General features: G+C 67.1%; 13 protein-coding genes. 7 read left to right on the top strand and 6 right to left on the bottom strand.

The features are described from left to right. Window positions 1-32 precede the first annotated feature (32 nt). Window positions 33-1,688 (top strand): HNH endonuclease signature motif containing protein, encoded by a 1,656-nt coding sequence (locus tag AC4AMJ_RS24540; protein WP_489915297.1) that lies wholly within the window; start codon window positions 33-35, stop codon window positions 1,686-1,688. A gap of 26 nt (window positions 1,689-1,714) precedes the next feature. Here AC4AMJ_RS24540 and AC4AMJ_RS24535 read toward each other — a convergent pair whose 3' ends face one another. Together AC4AMJ_RS24535 and AC4AMJ_RS24530 are read right to left on the bottom strand one after the other, a co-directional pair. Then, window positions 1,715-2,071, bottom strand: coding sequence for a hypothetical protein (locus AC4AMJ_RS24535; RefSeq protein ID WP_489915295.1), 357 nt, complete (start codon window positions 2,069-2,071; stop codon window positions 1,715-1,717). A 36-nt stretch (window positions 2,072-2,107) separates the two neighbouring features. Then, the gene (locus AC4AMJ_RS24530; protein WP_489915293.1) at window positions 2,108-3,325 is read right to left on the bottom strand and encodes an MFS transporter; all 1,218 of its coding nucleotides are present in this window, start codon (window positions 3,323-3,325) and stop codon (window positions 2,108-2,110) included. 94 nt (window positions 3,326-3,419) lie between these two features. On the opposite strand from AC4AMJ_RS24530, the gene AC4AMJ_RS24525 reads away from it, so the two are divergent. Beyond that, a complete protein-coding gene (locus AC4AMJ_RS24525) occupies window positions 3,420-4,286 on the top strand; it encodes a LysR family transcriptional regulator (RefSeq protein WP_489898579.1) in 867 nt (288 codons plus the stop codon). A gap of 68 nt (window positions 4,287-4,354) precedes the next feature. Here the strand turns inward: AC4AMJ_RS24525 and AC4AMJ_RS24520 are convergent, their stop codons facing one another. From AC4AMJ_RS24520 to AC4AMJ_RS24510, 3 genes are all read right to left on the bottom strand, one after another. Next, the gene (locus tag AC4AMJ_RS24520) at window positions 4,355-4,834 is read right to left on the bottom strand and encodes a hypothetical protein (RefSeq protein WP_489898580.1); all 480 of its coding nucleotides are present in this window, start codon (window positions 4,832-4,834) and stop codon (window positions 4,355-4,357) included. A gap of 181 nt (window positions 4,835-5,015) precedes the next feature. After that, window positions 5,016-6,281: a sensor histidine kinase gene (locus tag AC4AMJ_RS24515; RefSeq protein ID WP_489915291.1), complete on the bottom strand. Its 1,266-nt coding sequence runs from the start codon at window positions 6,279-6,281 to the stop codon at window positions 5,016-5,018. After that, window positions 6,265-6,903 (bottom strand): response regulator, encoded by a 639-nt coding sequence (locus AC4AMJ_RS24510; RefSeq protein WP_489898582.1) that lies wholly within the window; start codon window positions 6,901-6,903, stop codon window positions 6,265-6,267. Before AC4AMJ_RS24510 ends, AC4AMJ_RS24515 begins: the two co-directional genes overlap by 17 nt. Window positions 6,904-6,998: 95 nt before the next feature. On the opposite strand from AC4AMJ_RS24510, the gene AC4AMJ_RS24505 reads away from it, so the two are divergent. Further along, on the top strand, window positions 6,999-9,185 hold the full coding sequence (locus AC4AMJ_RS24505; RefSeq protein WP_489915289.1) for a DUF2254 domain-containing protein: 2,187 nt from the start codon (window positions 6,999-7,001) through the stop codon (window positions 9,183-9,185). Here AC4AMJ_RS24505 and AC4AMJ_RS24500 read toward each other — a convergent pair. Next, complete coding sequence (locus AC4AMJ_RS24500) at window positions 9,169-10,155, bottom strand: alpha/beta hydrolase (RefSeq protein WP_489915287.1); 987 nt, start codon at window positions 10,153-10,155, stop codon at window positions 9,169-9,171. The two genes, AC4AMJ_RS24505 and AC4AMJ_RS24500, sit on opposite strands and share 17 nt — an antisense overlap. Before the next feature lie 382 nt (window positions 10,156-10,537). Between AC4AMJ_RS24500 and gltB the strand changes: the two genes are divergently transcribed. The 4 genes from gltB (at window position 10,538) to AC4AMJ_RS24480 (ending at window position 19,234) form a co-directional block, all read left to right on the top strand. Further along, complete coding sequence (gene gltB / locus AC4AMJ_RS24495) at window positions 10,538-15,157, top strand: glutamate synthase large subunit (RefSeq protein WP_489915285.1); 4,620 nt, start codon at window positions 10,538-10,540, stop codon at window positions 15,155-15,157. Beyond that, window positions 15,150-16,604 carry a glutamate synthase subunit beta gene (locus AC4AMJ_RS24490; protein WP_489915283.1) on the top strand — a complete coding sequence of 485 codons (1,455 nt, stop codon included), beginning with the start codon at window positions 15,150-15,152 and terminating at the stop codon, window positions 16,602-16,604. The genes gltB and AC4AMJ_RS24490 overlap by 8 nt, the downstream gene beginning before the upstream one ends. Window positions 16,605-16,617: 13 nt before the next feature. After that, window positions 16,618-17,811 (top strand): cation:proton antiporter, encoded by a 1,194-nt coding sequence (locus AC4AMJ_RS24485; RefSeq protein WP_489898587.1) that lies wholly within the window; start codon window positions 16,618-16,620, stop codon window positions 17,809-17,811. Window positions 17,812-18,025: 214 nt separating this feature from the next. Beyond that, entirely contained in the window at window positions 18,026-19,234 is a 1,209-nt protein-coding gene (locus AC4AMJ_RS24480; protein WP_489898588.1) for a TetR/AcrR family transcriptional regulator, read from the top strand. Window positions 19,235-19,241: the final 7 nt, after the last annotated feature.

Genomic DNA, 19,241 nt, shown 5'->3' with positions numbered 1-19,241 from the left:
ATCTTGTCGGTGGGTGCCGATAACTTGGTGTCATGCAATCGAGCGCACCGGTGTTGGCCCAGATGGCCGACGATGAGCAGCACTCGGCCACGGAGTTGGTCGAGGTGCTCCATCACAGCAACGCCGTGCGCGCGGCCGCCGATTACCGTATGTTGCAGGCCGCCAGCCTCATCCACGACGAACGCGAACAAGATCACCTCGTGCGGCTCGCGGCAGGGCTCGGTGAAGGGTCGACCTCACTGGCCAACCTCGAGCGCCTCGCCCAGCGGGCTGCTGCCGGGGAGAACCCCCGCGCCCGTTTCGGTCCCACTGGGCTCGAGGCGGCGATCGCCGAGGTCGGCGCCGCGCTGACCGTGCCACCGGCGCGGGCGCGGGAACTCATCGAAGCCGGTAGCGTACTGCGCCACCAGCTGCCGTTCATCGGTGGCACTCTCGGCGCCGGCCGCATCGACCTCACCCGCTTTCTGGCAGTCGTGCGTCGCACCGCGCTGTGCGACCCGGAGAAACTCGAGGTGCTCGACAAGATCATCGCCGCCGACATCGAAACCCGCGAACCGATGTCGATGACGCGGTTCCTGGCGATGATCGACAAACACATCGCCACCCACGATCCCGCCGCCACCCGTCGGCGCCGTGAGCTGGTGGACTCCGACCGCAACATCAGTGTGCGCCCGGACCGCCACACCCCCGGGCAATCGCGCATCGGCGGTGCCCTACCCGCCGAGCAGGCAGCCGCCGTCGACGCTCGCTTGAGCGCGATGGCTGCTTCCGTGCACCCCGACGATCCCCGCAGCGCCGGCCAACGCCGCGCCGATGCGCTGGTCGCACTGGCGAATGGTGCTGCCACTCTCGCCTGCCGGTGCGAGGCGTGCACGCCCGACAACGAGAACACCGCCCCTGACAGCGACTCGGGGGCTGACACCGGCACCGATAGTGGCTCGGACACCGACACCGGCGCCGGCACGAGTATCGCGACAGGCGCTGAGGCCCAGACCGAAGCCGAAGCGGCCGACGCACATCCGCCTGCCGCGTCTGACTCCGGGGCCGATCCGGCTGATTGTGCTGTGGCACCGCGCCCGGCGTTTCACATCGTGGTCAACTTGAGCACCTTGCTCGGCCACGATGACGACCCCGCGTTCCTCGACGGTCACGGGGTGATCGACGCCGATACCGCCCGCGCGCTGCTGGCCGAGGCGCGGCGTTCCTATGTTGCGCCCGGTCTGACATCGGATGTGGTGCAGATCGATCGGTATGCCCCGAGCAAGAAGGTCGCCGACCTGATTCGATCCGGCGAACTGTGCTGCAGTTTCCCCGGCTGCAACAACCCCGCCTTCCACACCGACGTCGACCACGACATCCCCTTCGCCGACGGCGGGCGGACTGAACCACGAAACCTCAAGCCGCTGTGCCGATTTCATCACCGAATGAAAACGTTCGCGGTCGGATGGCGGGACTACCACGATCCCCTTGGCGAGGTGTTCTTCCAATCACCCACCGGTCACACCTACCTGGGCAACGCCTTCACCGGAGCCGACCTGTTCGCGTCCCTGTCCCGCAAGCCCCGACCGCCGGATGACGCTGCCCGACAACGCATCGACGCCATCCGCTCCCACCGCGCAGCGAAGATCAAGCGTGCGGAGAAACGTGAAATGGACCGCTGGAACAAAGAGAACCCACCACCGTTCTGAGCTCCGGGGTCAGCTCAATGGGTTTCTCACTGCCCGTACGTGTATCGCAGGTTGGCGTTGATCAGGGTGCCGATGCGCTGACACAAGTGGCGGAACTGGCGATCGTCAGGAACCGGGGGTTCGACGAGCAACGTCCACCGCAGGTCCGTGCCACCACGGTTCGCACTCAGGTCGAACACAACTTGCGCATCAAGCCGCGTCGTCCACAGCGACGACCACACCACATGCGAGGGTCGTTCTGAACCCAGCACGACAGGAGGGATCTCGTCATCGAGCAGATGCAACCAGGGCCGACTCGGCTGCCTGTTCGGTGAGATCAGGTCGTCGAACACCACGGCCGGCGGCGCAGGCTGGTTCCGTTGCTTCGAAGCGATCGCATCCATCCAACGGACCTTAGCTGGAAGTCCTTTGGCTGGAGATCATTGCGGTGCGCGAGCATCCCCGCTGGCGATCGCCAATCCGAACCCGATCACCGCGAGCACTCCCACATACGCCGCGACGCCCGCCCACCCGAATGCCGAGAACGCCAGTCCGCCAAGCGCACCCACCACGGAGCTGCCGAGGTAGTAGTGGAAGAGGTAGAGCGATGACGCCTCGGCGCGATGCTCGGTGGCCCGCGCGGACACCCACCCGCTGGCGACCGAGTGGGCGCCGAAGAAGCCTGCGGTGAACAGGAGCATCCCGGCCAGGACCAGCGAAAGATGATCCGGCACTGTGAGCGCGAGACCGCCGAGCATGGTGGCGACCGAGACGATCAGGACCTGCCGCCGACCGAGGCGATCGGCCATTCGTCCGGCGTACGTCGACGAGAACGTACCCGCGAGATACATGAAGAAAACCGCGGCGACGACCGCCTGGCTGAGGTCGAAGGGTGCCCGCAGCAGGCGATAGCCCAGAAAGTTGTAGACCGTCACGAATCCGCCCATCAGCACAAAGCCCAGGACGAACAGCGGCAGCAGGCCGGGGTCGCGCAGGTGAGTAGCGAGGTTACGTAAGGTCGTCTTCGGGGAAACCGGCTGTGGGGTGAAGAACCGCGACGCGGGCACGGTGCGCCAGAAGGCCAGGGCGAATCCGAGCGATACCAAGCACGCGATCTCCAGTGCCCATTGCCAGGAGACGATGTCGGCGGCGAAACCCGGAATGAGTCGGCCGGTCAATCCGCCGATGGTGGTGCCGGCGACGTAGCGGCCCATCGCTGTGCCGAGCGCCGCGCCGTCGACCTCTTCGGCGAGATAGGCCATTGCGACCGCCGGAACCCCGGCGCACAGGGCACCCTGCAGGGCACGTCCGGTCAGGAGCACCTCCATCGTCGGTGACCACGGCAGGGCGATCCCGATGACCGACGCGGCCAGCGCCGAGGTCACCATCACCCGCACCCGGCCGTACCGTTCGGACAACACGCTGGCCGGGATGATCGCGACGGCCAGGAATCCGGTGGTCAGCGACACGGCGAGTGCTGAACTTGTTGGTGAGACGCCGAAATGATCCGACAACTCCGGCAACAGTGCCTGTACGTAGTAGAGCGCCATGAATGTCGTCATCCCGGCGGCGAACAGTGCGATGGTGGCGCGACGGTATCCCGGCGACCCGAGTGCGTGCCGGGTGGTCGGGTGCTGAACAGAGGCGGTAGTGGTCATCGAGATCCAGCGTCACACCGACCGGCTGTTGCTCAAAATGAATCGATGGTGCTCAGTACATTCATATCTGAATAGCAGCAGGTAGCATCGCTGGATGCACGACGAACTGGACTGGTTCATCGCGATCGCCGAGGCGGAGAACCTGACCGCCGCCGGCGAGCAGATCCACGTGTCGCAGCCGACGCTGTCCCGGTTCGTCGGCCGCCTCGAACGTGACGTCGGGGTCGCGTTGTTCGATCGGCACGGGCGCCGCCTCGTGCTCAACCGCTTCGGCCAGATCTACCTCGAGCGCACGCGCCGCGCCCGAGTGCAGCTGGACACGGCGCGACGAGAGATCGACGACCTCCGCACGCCCGCCCACGGTGCGGTGCGGCTGGCATTCCTGCATTCGTTCGGGATCGCACTCGTGCCGGACCTGATCAAGCGCTTCCGCGACACCAATCCGCGGGCGCGGTTCACCCTCACCCAGGATGCGGCGGCGACGGTCGTCGATCATGTGGCCGGCGGCGATGCCGACCTCGCGATCGTGTCGCCCAGACCGATGCGCACCGACATGGCGTGGTTTGCGATCGCCCAGCAGAAGCTGGCGCTCGTCGTCCCCCGGGGCCATCGCTTCGCCGATCGGGTGGGCATCGGACTCGCCGAGGCCGCCGGTGAGGAATTCATCGTCATGCAACGCGGATACGGCATGCGGCGCATCTTCGACGAGCTCTGCGCCGCCGCCGACATCGCGCCGACGATCACGTTCGAGTCGGCCGAGCTGGCGACCATCACCGGGCTGGTCGGCGCCGGGCTGGGCATCGGTGTGGTGCCGGTCGACGACGCCGATCGCAGCGGTGACGTCGTGCTGATCCCGTTGGCGGGGGAGTCCCGCGAGATCGGGCTCACGTGGTTCCGGCCGCGGCCGTTACCCGATGCGGCAGCCCGGTTTCGGGACTTCGTGATCGGCGGAGTCGGCTGACGACGCAGGCCCGCGACGGTGATCGTCGCGGGCCTGCGTTCCGGGTGTGGCAAGTGGGCGTCCTCCTCTCACCACAGGTCGAAGCCGACATTGGTGGCCGGGTAGTGGCTGGTGAAGTGATGGTCCAACGAGTACTGGGCGGCGTGTGGACCGGAGATGCCGCTGGTACCGGTGTTGGTGTTGGACTGCGAGTTGAGGACTTCGTAGGTGGCGGTCGGGCCGCCGACGCCGATCCGGTAGGCGACGTTGACCGCGAGCTTGGTGCCCTGCGGGGCGACCGCGGTGATGGTCTCGCTCGCACCGGGCGCCAGCGTCTGCTTCGGTCCGTTGACCCAGACGCCGTTGCCGCTGGTACCGGAGCTGATCAAGTGTTCGGGCTTGTCGGTGTGGTTGGTGATGGTCATCGCGATCGTCGGCTCACCCGGGTGGGTGACGGGCATCGTGCCGGCATTGGCGGCGCCCGCTCCGGCGAGCCCGATGCCGACGACGGCGGCGATTCCGGCGACTCCGGCGGTGGTGGCGGCGATGCGGCGGGTGGTGGTGTTCATGGTGTTCTCCCTCGGTGGTGTGTTGATGTCCGGTGTGGACTGGGTTGTCCTGGTGACACCTAGAACTCTCCCGTGAACAGGTCCTCGCGAAACTCCGCCGACCAGCGGATACACCGGTTGACGCCGACGTTCACCGATCGGGGGACACCGGCAGCGGTCGGGTGCCTCGCCTGATCCGGTTTCAGCGGGGCTCGGGCAGCGGCATCTCGGCGATGGCGACCGTGCCCCCGGCGGGGTGACGGGCGACCGTCAGCGAACCGCCCTGCCCTTCGAGCCGCACCCGCCGCGACGCCAGACCGATGTGCCCGTCCGCCAACCGCCCGTCGAGAACTCCGGTGTCGATGCCGACACCGTTGTCGATCACCACGACGCGCGCCCGGCCATCGTCGACCTCGGCGGTCAATTCGACCGTCGTGGCCCGCGCGTGCTTGACCACGTTGGTCAGCAGCTCGCGCGCTGACGCGAACAGCACGGCGTCGGCCGACGATCGCAAACCCTGCGGCCAGCCGACCGTGTCGATGGAGATCGTCAGCGCCGTACGGGCTTCCACCGACGCGGCCAGGTCGCCGAGCGCGCCGCCGAGTCCCGCCTGCTCCAGAACCGCCGGATGGAGCTCGCCGAGTGTGGAGCGCAGCAACCGCGCCGACGTCCGCAGCGCTTCGTCGATCCGCTGCACGATCTCCGGGTCGGGAGGCCCATCGGTCAGCGAGGCGAGTTCCTGACGGGCTCCCAGCACGTACTGGAGTGCGCCGTCATGCAGGTGTTCGGCCAGCTCGAGACGCTCGCGCTCCTCGATCTGCATCACATCGTCGAGCAGTCGGCTGCGTTGCGCCGCCAACGAACCGATGGTCACGACCCGCGAACGTTGCAGCCGCGACAACAGGACCGCACCGAGTGCGAGAGTCGCGATGACCAAGGTGTCGAGCAGGATCACCGACCACGGGCGCCCATTGGGGACGCGTGCGATCACGTTCGCCACGAAATAGGCCACCACCGTCGGGACCACCACAGCCGCACAGACCAACGGACGCATACCGATCGCGGCGATCATCGGGACGATGGCGAATCCGGTCACCAGAACATCGGTGGTCCAGCTGATCTGGTCCGACTGACTGGCCACGGCCGTGACGGTGATGAGCGCCAGCAGATCGACGAGCAGAGTGAGCCAGGAGAATCGGATCGCGAGCATTCCGCCGCGTGGCACGAGGACCGCACCCAGGCCACACCACACGAGGTAGGCGATCGCGATCGCAATGCAGAGTTCGGCCGAGTAGATCGGCGGCTCCAACGCCACCGATGCGACCACGAACCCGGCCAACAGCAGGCGCAGCAACACCTGAATCCGGATGCCCTGCAGCGCGTGAGCGACAAGGATCGTGTCGATTCGTCGTTCGTCGGCGAGCTCGGCGAGGCCGAGCAGCGGCGCCGGGCTATTCGAGGAGGCCACGACGCATCGCCTCGGCAACCGCCGCGGCGCGATCGGACACCCCGAGCTTCTCGTACAGGCGCTGGGTGTGGGTCTTCACCGTCGACGCGCCGATGTAGAGCTCGGCGGCGACCTGCGGGATCGACAGCCCGCGGGAGAACCCGTTGAGCACCTGCCGCTCTCGCTCGGACAACGCAGGCGCGTCCGACTGTGACCGCATCCGGATCTCGCCGACCAACCCCGCGGCCAACTCGGCGGGAACCACCGTCTCGCCCTTCGCCACCCGGGTGACCGCACCGACGATCTCGTCGCGGTCCGCGTCCTTCGCCAGGTACCCCGCGGCGCCTTCCTGCAGCGCCTGGAACACGATTGGGCCGTCGGTGATCGCCGACAGCAGCAGCACTTTGGTACCGAGCGCGTCGCGGGCGACCGCATGCGCGACCTCGACGCCGGTCATGCCGGGCATCTGGTAGTCGACGACCGCCACGTCGGGTTGCTCGCGGCGGATCACCTCGAGTCCGCTCGCTCCGTCGCCGGCCTCGCCGACGATGCGTACCCGTCCGCTCTGGGCCAGGCCGCGCGCCACCCCGTCGCGGAAGAACGGATGGTCGTCGACGACGACCACGGTCACGAGGCGGTCCATCGGCTCAGAATAGGGTGGTCGCGGCCCGATCGGCGCTGAATCAGCCGCCATCGGATTCACCGGCCCGATACCGTGCCGCGCAGTAGGGTTCCACCATGGGCGCCTGGTTCGATCGGACGATCGTCGAGAGCGGGCGCCTGCCGCTGTTCTTCCTGCTGGTCGCCTTCATCCTCACCTTCCTGTTCATCCGGTTCAGCGTGCGGATGATCCGCGCGGAGGTGAGTTGGTGGCCCGGCAACGTGACGCCCGGGGGTGTGCACGTACATCACGTGTTCTTCGGGATGATGCTGATGCTGCTGTCCGGTTTCGGATTCGTCGCCGTGGACCCGTTCCGCACCCCGGTCGTCGACTGCATCCTCGCAGCGCTGTTCGGTATCGGGGCAGCGCTCGTCCTCGACGAATTCGCGCTTCTGCTGCACCTGCGCGACGTCTACTGGGCCGAAGAGGGCCGGACCTCGATCGACGCGGTCTTCGTCGGCATCGCCATCGGTCTCCTGTTCCTGGTGGGGCTGCAGCCGTTCGGGGTGAACGACGCGGTGGGACAGTTCAACGATGCGGCGGACGCCGCAACGCGGGTCGGAGCGCTGGTGGCGGTGGCGATGAACGTGGCACTCGCGACCATCACCTTCCTGAAGGGCAAGATCTGGACCGGGCTGATCGGCCTGTTCTTCCCGCTGCTGTTGTTCGTGGGTGCGATTCGGGTGGCCCGACCGCATTCGCCGTGGGCGCGCTGGCGCTACTCGGGCCGGGCCGCCACGATGGAGAAATCGATCCGGCGCGAGCACAGGTACCGAGAGCCGGTGGTGCGATGGAAGATCGTCGTGCAGGAAGCGGTCGCCGGGCGTTTTGGGATTCCGGAACCCCTTCCACCGCAGGCGACCCCCGTGGCGACCGTGCCGGTCGCGCCGAAGGGACCGAACCGCATCGCGGCGACGCTGCGCTGGCGCCGAACCAAACGTGAACTGAAGCGGGCGCCACCGTGGCGATTGCCGACGGTCATGGTCATGGTGGCGATAGTCGCCGGGCTGATCACCATCGGGGCCGACGATTCGTTCGGCCTCCAGGTGCTCGACGCCGGGACCACGGCGACGCTCCTGGGGGTCATCGCCGGCGCGATGGCGACGCTGACCGGTCTGGTCTTCACTGCGGTGACCCTGGCGATGCAGTTCGGCGCCTCCCAGATCTCGGTGCGGGTCATCCCGATGTTGCAGCAGGATCGGGTGATGCGGGCATCCGTCGGATTGTTCCTGTCGACCTTCGCGTTCACCCTGATCGTCGCGGTGGACCTCAGCACCGTCTCCGACCAGAAGCAGGCGCCGGCGATCTCGACCACGATCGCGATCGTCCTCACGCTCGCCAGCACGTTCATGTTCATCGTCCTGGTCGGCAAGGTCGGCAGCATCCTGAACTCGTCACAGTTGTTGCGGTGGATCGAATCCGAAGGACGGGCCGCGGTGACCCGCCTCTATCCGGACGACGGAACGGGGACCGACGGCGAGGACCCCACCGACGGCGAGCACCCCGACGACGACGATGTGCCGGTGGACGACGACGCCCGCCCGGTGAGCATGACCGTCACCTTGCGTCACGCCCCCACGCTCGGTCGGATCCTGCTCGCGATCGATCTGGTTCGGCTCCAGCGGTTGGCGGTCCGCTGGGGCGTCCGTGTCGACTTGCTGGTGGGGATCGGCGACTACGTACCGCACAACGCGGGCGTGTTCGAGATCGTCGGCGACGACCGACAAGTCCGTCCGCACCAACTGCTCTCGTGCCTGTTGTTCGGCGACACGCACCGACCGTCGGTGAGTCCCGCCGCAGCGCTGCAAGCGATCTCGGACGTCGCGCTGAAGGCCCTGTCCCCGGCGATCAACGATCCGAGCCGCGCGGTGCAGGCACTCGACCACACCGAGGATCTCCTGCTCATGCTCGCGCCGCGGGTACGCGCCGATGAACACCGCGACAGCCTGACGATGATCGGTGGCCACCGGCGCACCTGGGGCGACTTCGTGGCGATCGGCACCGATCAGATCCGGCACTACGGACACGGTTCCATCCAGGTGCAGCGACGACTGCGGGCAGTGTTCGAGACATTGTCCGAACAGTGCGGCGAAGACCAGCAGGAACCGCTGCAGCAGAGACTGGCGGCGCTCGACGAGGAGATCGCCGCCGACTGGGCCACGCCGTTCGACCGGCAGCTCGCCGGAGCAGCGGACCGTCAGGGGTACGGATCGGAAGCAGGCCGGATTCGTGGGCGGCGGTTGCGGATCAACACCCGATCATGAATGCGGCGGCCTCTCCCAACGCCTGCCGTGACTCGGGGGAGAACAACGGGAACATCTGGAACACATGGCCTTGTCCGGGCCATTCCTGTAGTCGCACATCACCTCCGGCGTCTCGGAGCGCGCGATGGGTGGCGCGCGCGTCGTCGCCCATCACCTCGCGCGCACCCACTTGGATGAGGGTGGGCGGAACCGCCATCTCCGGGGCCAGCGTGATCCGCATCCGTGGGTGATCGGCCGCCGCGCCACGGGTGTAGAGCCGCAGAATCCGTTGGGACGAAACAGCTTCGATGATGGGATCATGTACCCCGCGGCGCTGGTTCGCGACGGCCAGCTCGAAGGTGGGGTCATAGAGCGGAGAGAACAGCACCAGCCCGCGCGGCTGGCCGATCCCACGCCGATGATTGTCCGCGAGCAGATCCAGGGCCAGATGTCCGCCGGCGGAATCACCCGCCACGATGATCCGTTCGGGCCGGTACCCCTGTGCGAGCAGCCAGTGGTAGCCGCGGATCGCATCGTCACCGGCCGCCGGGAAGGCGTACTCGGGCCCGAGGCGGTAGTCGAGGCTGAAGGCCGAGAAACCGGTCCGCTTGGACAGCCGTGCGACCAGTCCGCGATGCGTGCGGGCCGAACAGACGACGTAACCACTTCCGTGTAGGTAGTAGACGATCGTCGAATCGGCCGGCCGGTCCGGTGTCAGTGACCCGGGATGAGCCGCCACCCACTCCCCGCGCACCTGGCCGTCGTCGACGATCTCCCGAACGGTCTCGATCCTCGTTCCGGCGGGAACGGGGGACAGCGCCACGAGGGAGCGGTTCAGACCGGGTCGCATCGCGGAGATCATCGCCGGTGAGGGTCCCGAGCGACGCATGCCGGCCGCCATCATCGGCGCGGTGACCCGGGTAAGGTAGCCGTTCACGGCACGGGACCGGAATGACCCCGGGCCGACCGGTTGCCAACGTTGTTCGGGCATGGACGCGACCACAGCGTCGACGGTAGACGATCGGGCACCCGCGGGGCATCGTTTCACCCAGCATGAGCTGCGCAATTGTCACAGTTGTGCTATCCGGATTTCGATACTCGGTACCCGCCGTGAGAAAATGGCTGACAATGCTTTCGCGTAAGCAGGGTGGTGCCGGGACGAGCCGATCGGACCGGGTGCGCCGCCAGCAACGGCGCTGGCACGGACACGACCATGTGACCCCGGGAACTCCCAGGTCAGCCCTAGGATTCGGGAGGGTTTCACCAGGGCCGATGGTCGGCGTCCCCAACAACAGACGTGAAGTGTCCTCGAGGACTGAGGACACACGAGGGTGAATGCGTGCGCAGCGTCGCGCACAGAGTGAGGCGAACTTATGAAGCATGCTCCGGGCCCCGTGGGGCTGTATGACCCGGCGAACGAGCACGACTCCTGCGGTGTCGCCTTCGTGGTCGACATGCACGGGCGTCGCAGCCGCGACATCGTCGACAAGGCGATCACCGCGCTGGTGAACCTCGAACACCGCGGGGCCGCCGGCGCCGAGCCGAACACCGGCGACGGTGCGGGGATCATGATCCAGGTGCCGGATCGGTTCCTGCGCGAATCCGTCGACTTCGAGCTGCCCGCCGAGGGCTCGTATGCCACCGGCATCGCGTTTTTGCCCCAGGGCTCCGAGGACGCCAAGGCCGCGACCGAGGGTGTGCAGAAGATCATCGAGGCCGAGGGCCTGAGCCTGCTGGGCTGGCGCGAGGTGCCTACCAACGAGAACTCGCTGGGTGCTCTCGCTCGCGACGCGATGCCGACGTTCCGCCAGGTGTTCATCGCCGGGGCCGAGGGCATGGACCTCGAGCGCAAGGCGTTCGTCGTGCGCAAGCGCGTGCAGGCCGAACTCGGCAACAAGGGTGCCGGCGCCGACGGCCCGGGCCGCGAGACCGTCTACTTCCCCAGCCTGTCGGGCCAGACCTTCGTCTACAAGGGCATGCTGACCACGCCGCAGCTGCGCGAGTTCTACCTCGACCTGCAGGATTCGCGGGTGGAGAGCGCGCTCGGTCTGGTGCACTCGCGCTTCTCGACCAACACGTTCCCGTCGTGGCCGCTGGCCCACCCGTTCCGGCGCATCGCGCACAACGGTGAGATCAACACCGTCACCGGTAACGAGAACTGGATGCGCGCCCGTGAGGCGCTGATCGACGCCTCATCGTTCGGCGCCGCCGGGAGCGCAGCGAGCGGGGCAAATGTCACAGCCGCCGACGTCGCCGACAAGATCTTCCCGACCTGCACCCCGGGTGCCTCGGACACCGCGCGGTTCGACGAGGTCCTGGAGCTGCTGCATCTCGGTGGTCGCAGTCTGCCGCACGCGGTGCTGATGATGATCCCCGAGGCGTGGGAGCGTCACGAGTCGATGAAGCCCGAGCACCGGGCGTTCTACGAGTACCACTCGGCGCTGATGGAGCCGTGGGACGGCCCGGCGTCGGTGTGCTTCACCGACGGCACCGTCGTCGGTGCGGTGCTCGACCGCAACGGTCTGCGTCCCAGCCGCATCTGGGTGACCAAGGACGGTCTCGTCGTGATGGCGTCGGAGGTCGGTGTCCTCGACATCGACCACGCCGACGTCGTGCAGAAGTTGCGTCTGCAGCCCGGCCGCATGTTCCTGGTGGACACTGCAGCCGGCCGTATCGTCGACGACGAGGAGATCAAGGACGAGCTCGCCGGCGAGCACCCGTATCAGGACTGGCTGGACAAGGGCCTGGTGCACATCGACGACGTCGAACCGCTGCCGCACGTGCACATGGCACACGACCGCGTGACGCTGCGTCAGCAGGTGTTCGGGTACACCAACGAAGAGCTCAATTTGCTGGTCGCGCCGATGGCGAAGACCGGCGCCGAGGCCATCGGATCGATGGGCACCGACACCCCGGTCGCGGTGCTGTCGGCGCGTCCCCGCATGCTGTTCGACTACTTCCAGCAGATGTTCGCGCAGGTCACGAACCCGCCGCTGGACGCCATCCGCGAAGAGGTCGTCACCAGCGTCGGCGGCACCATCGGTGCCGAGGCCGACCTGCTGCATCCGGGCCCGGAATCGTGCCGCCAGATCGTGCTGCCCGAGCCGGTGCTGGACAACGACACCCTCGCGAAGCTGGTCCGCATCGAGGAAAACGATGTGCACGGCTTCCGCAGCGCCCACATCCACGGCCTGTATCCGGTCGCCGAGGGTGGCGCAGGGCTGCGCAAGGCCCTCGACGAGATCCGGGCCAAGGTCAGCGCCGCCATCGCCGACGGGGTGACGATCATCGTGCTGTCGGACCGCGAGTCCGATGAGACCTACGCGCCGATCCCGTCGCTGTTGCTGACGTCGGCGGTGCATCACCATCTCGTGCGGGAACGCAACCGCACCCGCGTGGGCCTCGTCATCGAGTCCGGGGACTGCCGTGAGGTGCACCATGTTGCCGCGCTCGTCGGCTTCGGTGCGGCGGCGGTCAACCCGTACATGGCGTTCGAGTCCATCGAGGACATGGTCGAGCGGGGCATGCTCGGCGACCTCGACTTCGCGACCGCCCGCAAGAACTACATCAAGGCTGCCAGCAAGGGCGTGCTCAAGGTCATGAGCAAGATGGGTATCTCCACCCTCGCCTCCTACACCGGCGCCCAGCTGTTCCAGGTCATCGGCCTGTCGCAGCCAACCGTCGACGAGTTCTTCACCGGCCTGAACAGCCAGCTCGGTGGCATCGGGCTCGACGAGATCGCCGACGACGTCGCGACCCGCCACGCCCTGGCGTTCAGCGACCGCCCGACCGAGCGCGCCCACCGCGAGCTCGAGGTCGGCGGCGAATACCAGTGGCGCCGTGAGGGTGAATATCACCTGTTCAACCCGGACACCGTGTTCAAGCTGCAGCACGCCACCCGCACCGGGCAGTACAAGGTGTTCAAGGAATACACCAAGATGGTCGACGACCAGTCGGCCAAGATGGCCTCGCTGCGCGGGCTGTTCGACTTCAACTTCGGTGACCGCGACCCGATCCCGATCGACAAGGTCGAACCCGTCAGCGAGATCGTCAAGCGGTTCTCCACCGGCGCGATGAGCTTCGGCTCCATCTCGGCCGAGGCGCACGAGACCCTCGCGATCGCGATGAACCGGCTCAAGGGCCGGTCCAACTCCGGTGAGGGCGGCGAGGATCCGCGTCGCTTCCACCACGACGAGAACGGCGACTGGCGCCGCAGCGCGATCAAGCAGGTCGCGTCCGGCCGGTTCGGTGTCACCTCGCACTACCTGACCAACTGCACCGACATCCAGATCAAGATGGCGCAGGGCGCCAAGCCCGGTGAGGGCGGCCAGCTCCCGCCGCACAAGGTCTACCCATGGGTGGCCGAGGTGCGTGGTTCGACGCCGGGCGTGGGACTGATCTCGCCGCCGCCGCACCACGACATCTACTCGATCGAGGATCTCGCCCAGCTGATCCACGACCTGAAGAACGCGAATCCGCAGGCTCGGATTCACGTGAAACTTGTCTCCGAGGTCGGTGTCGGCACCGTCGCGGCGGGCGTCTCCAAGGCGCACGCCGACGTCGTGCTCATCTCCGGGCACGACGGCGGTACCGGTGCGACCCCGCTGACGTCCATGAAGCACGCCGGTGCGCCGTGGGAGATCGGTCTCGCCGAGACCCAGCAGACGTTGCTGCTCAACGGTCTTCGCGACCGCATCGTCGTGCAGGTCGACGGTCAGCTCAAGACCGGCCGCGACGTCGTGATCGCCGCGTTGCTCGGTGCCGAGGAGTTCGGATTCGCCACCGCGCCGCTGGTGGTGTCGGGCTGCATCATGATGCGGGTCTGCCACCTCGACACGTGCCCCGTCGGTGTCGCGACCCAGAATCCGCTGCTGCGTGAGCGTTTCACCGGCAAGCCGGAGTTCGTGGAGAACTTCTTCCTGTACATCGCCGAAGAGGTGCGGGAGCTGTTGGCCCGCCTCGGCTTCCGGACGCTGCAGGAGGCCGTCGGCCACGTCGAGGCCCTCGACACCGAGAAGGCGCTGGCGCACTGGGGTTCGTCGAAGGCGGGCAAGCTGGATCTGACGTCGATCCTGTCGACGCCGGAATCGCCGTTCATGAACCAGGATCTCTACTGCTCGGGCGTCCAGGATCATTCCCTGGACAAGGCGCTCGATCAGCAGCTGATCGCGCAGAGTCGGGAGGCGATCGATCACGGAACGCGGGTGTCCTTCAGTTCGAAGATCACCAACGTGAACCGGACCGTCGGCACCATGCTGGGTCACGAGGTCACCAAGGCCTATGGCGCACACGGACTGCCGGACGGCACCATCATGATCGACTTCACCGGGTCGGCCGGCAACAGCTTCGGCGCCTTCGTCCCGAAGGGCATCACGCTGCGCCTCGAGGGTGACGCCAACGACTTCGTCGGCAAGGGACTCTCCGGCGGTCGGATCGTGGTGCGTCCGGCCCGCAACGCCCCGGAAGGCTTTGTCGCCGAGGACAACATCATCGCCGGCAACGTCATCGGCTTCGGTGCGACCAGCGGCAAGATCTTCCTCCGCGGTGTGGTCGGCGAGCGGTTCTGTGTCCGCAACTCCGGCGTGACCGCGGTCGTCGAAGGCGTCGGTGATCACGGGTGCGAGTACATGACGGGTGGTCGGGTCGTCGTGCTCGGCGCCACCGGACGCAACTTCGCGGCCGGCATGTCGGGCGGCGTCTCCTACGTGTACGACCCCGACAACCAGCTCGCCGCGAACCTGAACGCCGAACTGGTCGAGATCGAGCCGCTCGAGGACGAGGACGTGGAGTTCCTGGCCGCCATCGTCAACGAGCATCGCGCCGAGACGGATTCGCCCGTCGCCGCCGCGATCCTCGACGACTGGGACGAGGCGAAGTCGCGGTTCGCCAAGGTGATGCCGCGCGACTACAAGCGTGTGCTGCTGGCGATCGACGCGGCCGAACGCGATGGACGAGACGTGAACGAAGCGATCATGGAGGCCGCACGTGGCTGACCCCAGAGGATTCCTCAAGCACCCCGAGCGGGACCTGCCCGACCGCCGCCCGGTCGAGCTGCGACTGCTGGACTGGAAAGAGGTCTACACCGACTTCGACCACAAGGACCTGCAGACGCAGGCCAGCCGGTGTATGGACTGCGGTATCCCGTTCTGCCACAACGGTTGCCCCCTGGGCAACCTGATCCCCGAGTGGAACGACCTGGTCTACAAGGACCGGTGGCAGGAGGGCATCGAACGGCTGCATGCCACCAACAACTTCCCGGAGTTCACCGGGCGGCTGTGCCCGGCGCCCTGTGAGGCGTCGTGCGTCCTCGGCATCAACCAGCCGGCCGTGACCATCAAGCAGGTCGAGGTCGAGCTGATCGACAACGCCTTCGAGAACGGTTGGGTCACCCCGATCCCGCCGTCGACGAAGACCGGCAAGTCGGTGGCGGTCGTCGGTTCGGGACCCGCCGGTCTCGCCGCCGCCCAGCAGCTCACCCGGGCCGGGCACGACGTGACGCTGTTCGAGCGGGCCGACCGGATCGGCGGGCTGCTGCGCTACGGGATCCCCGAGTTCAAGATGGAGAAGCGCCACATCGACCGCCGTCTCGAGCAGATGGAGGCCGAGGGCACCGTCTTCAAGACCGGCGTCAACGTCGGCGTCGACATCACCGTGGAACAGCTGCGCGCCGACTTCGACGCGATCGTGCTGGCCAACGGGTCGACCATCGGCCGGAACCTGCCGATCCCGGGACGCGAGCTCGACGGCATCCACCAGGCGATGGAGTTCCTGCCGCAGTCCAACCGGATTCAGCTCGGCGACACCGTCGACGGCCAGATCACCGCGAAGGGCAAGAAGGTCGTCATCATCGGCGGTGGCGACACCGGTGCCGACTGCCTGGGTACCTCGTTGCGTCAGGGTGCCGAGATCGTGCACCAGTTCGAGATCATGCCCAAGCCGCCGATCGAGCGTGCCGAGTCCACCCCGTGGCCGACCTACCCGCTGATGTACCGCGTGTCGTCGGCGCACGAGGAGGGCGGCGAGCGCGTCTACTCGGTCAACACCGAGGAGTTCGCTGGCGAGAACGGCAAGGTCACCCACCTGCGTGCCCACGAAGTGGCCATGCGCGACGGCAAGTTCGAGAAGGTCGAGGGCTCTGACTTCGAGCTCGAATGCGACCTCGTGCTCCTCGCGATGGGCTTCGTCGGACCGGAACGCGCCGACCTGCTGGACAAGCTGGGCGTCGAGTACGACCAGCGGGGCAACATCAAGCGCGACGACAACTTCGCCGCGGTCGGTCAGCCGGGTGTCTTCGTCGCCGGTGACGCCGGGCGGGGCCAGTCGCTGATCGTGTGGGCCATCGCCGAAGGCCGCGCAGCTGCTGCGGCGGCGGACGCGTTCCTCGCCGGCCACTCGGACCTGCCGGCACCGATCTACCCGACGCAGGTCGCGCAGCGCTGATCCCAGCCAGACGATGACGGCATTCGCCACGACGTTCGGTGTGGCGTTGCTGGCTGCGGTCCTGCTGTCGAACCTGTCGGCCCGCAGCCCGCTGTCGACATCGGGCATCTTTCTGGCGGCCGGACTGGTGGCCGGACCGTTGGTACTCGACGCCGAACACCTCGGGACCGACGCGGTGCGCGACATCGCGTCGGCCACCCTGTTCGCCGTGCTGTTCGCCGACGGCCAGCGGGCGCCGCTGTCGAAACTGCGCACGCAGTGGGCCGATCCCACTCGCGCCCTGCTCATCGGCATGCCGCTGACCTTTCTCGTCGTCAGCGCACTGGCGTACTGGCTGGTGGGGCTGGACTGGACCACCTCGATGCTGCTCGGTGCGATTCTGGCGCCGACGGACCCGGTTTTCGCAGCGGCACTGGTGGGCCGCGACGACGTGCCCGGGCGGCTGCGCAGCCTGCTGAACATCGAGAGCGGCTTGAACGACGGGCTCGCACTGCCTGTGGTGCTGGTGCTGATCGGGACGCTCGGCGGTGAGCTCACCGGCGAGGAGACCTCGGTGGGTGCGGTTGTTCTCGAGATCCTGCTGGGCGTGGCGCTGGGTGTTCTCGCGCCGCTCATCGGGGCGGCGCTGGTGCGTCTGCCGGTGTTCGGGGTGACGCCGCGTGCCGCGTCCGTGGGGCCATTGGCCATCGCGGTCTTGCTGTATGTCGCCTCGATGCAGTTCGGGGCGAATCCCTACATCGCGGCCTTCACCGCCGGGATCACGCTGGCCACGGTCAGCCCGGCGGCGTCGGAGTCGTTCGCTCCGGTCGGCGAACTGGTGAGCGAGCTGGCGAAGAACGCGGCGCTGTTGGCCTTCGGTGCGTTGATCACGGCGGAGTTGCTGCGATCCGTCGGTGCCTCCGGGTGGGTGTTCGCTGCCCTCGTGCTGCTGGTGGGACGTCCCGTCCCGGTCATGCTGGCTCTCATCGGCACCCGTCTGCCCCGCAACGAACGACTGGCCGCGGCGTGGTTCGGGCCCAAGGGTTTCGCCAGCGTGGTCTACGGACTGCTGGTGTTGTCGTCGGGAATCGACTCGGCAACCGACGTTTTCGCGCTGGTGACCGCTACGGTCATTCTCTCGATCGCGGCGCACAGCGCCACCGACACCCCTGTCGCCAAGTTGTTGCACGAGGAACCTGTGGCGCCCCCGCATGCCGGGGCCCGGTAGCAAAGTCGCGTCTTTACACCACCGGTGGGCAACGCGGAATCAATAGTCTGGAATAGTTATCGACCTGCAACCAGGCCGCCGGCAAGATGCCGATTTGGTCGCGGGCGACACAGGATCCCTCTCGGTCGTACCCGAAATGCCAAAACTAGGGCACAGTGGTGAGGATGACCCCAGTTCTGGGGGCATGTAGGGCGTTCGACCGACAGGAAATCAATTGACCACAGCGCCCGCGGACCGTACGGACCGGCGTACCCGTCCGAAGGACCGTAAACAGCGTATTCTCGCCGCCGCGGCGGAGTTGTTCGAGACGTCCGGGTACCACGCCGTGGGGATGAGTGACATCGCGGCGCGAGTGGGCATCGTGCCGAGCGCGCTGTACCGCCACTACCGCAACAAGCACGAGTTGCTGGTCGCCGCATTCGACGAATCCGTGGGCCGGTACGAGGACGCCATCGCCGACATCGACGATCCGTTCGAGATGACCCGCAGCCTCGTGTATGTCGCGACCGACTCACAGGCCCTCGATCTGCTCTGGAGTAGGGACAAGGGCCATCTGTGTCCCACCGAACGAGACGCACTCCGTATCCGCATCAAACGAATCGCCGAACGGTTGACCCAGGTCACCGCACGCGACGCCGAACTCGACTCGGTGACGCCCTATGTCACGGCGTGGGCGGTGCTCTCGGTGGTGAACTGGCCCGGCCACCGGGAGCTGCCGGTGCCGCCCGGGGACAGTCCGCGAATGCTGCTGTCGGCTGCCAATGCCGTTGTGCGAGCCGGCCAACGCCGCGGTCCAGTGCATCAGTCGCCGGCGTTCTTCGACAGCCGTCCGACACCCGTGGACGGAGTCGGACATCTGTTGCCGCTGGCCAGGCGCGAGGCGCTGCTGAACACGGCGATCACGATGTTTGCCGTGCACGGGTACGCCAATGTGAGCCTCGACGACATCGGTGAGGCGGTCGGGATCGCCGGACCGAGTGTCTACAACCATTTCGACAGCAAACGCAAGATCCTGGTCTGCGGACTCCATCGCGCCTTCGATGCGATGTGGTTGGAGTTGGGCCATGTCCTTGTCCAGACCGCCGATCCTCTCGAGGCTCTCGACGAACTGCTGGCCGGCTATGCCCGTTTCGCACAAGCACACTGGGATCTCATCGCGGTGTGCTTGTCGCACACCATCATGCTCGACGGCGAAGAACTGGCGGCGCTGACCCGAACCTATCTGGACTACATCGGCGAATGGCGCAGGCTCCTCCAGATGTGCCGCCCGGAATTGAACGGGGACGAGGCGCAGACACTCGTCGACCTCGCGCTCGGAGTGGTCAACGGACTCGTCCGCGTCGACGTCCTGCGCGGCCCGACTCTGCCTGCCGATGCCCATTACCTGGCCAAGGCGGTGCTCGAGTCGCCGGTCATCGACTGACGGACGC

This window comes from Gordonia sp. LMA484, assembly GCF_058129505.1.
This window is presented reverse-complemented; position numbering and strand designations above follow the sequence as displayed.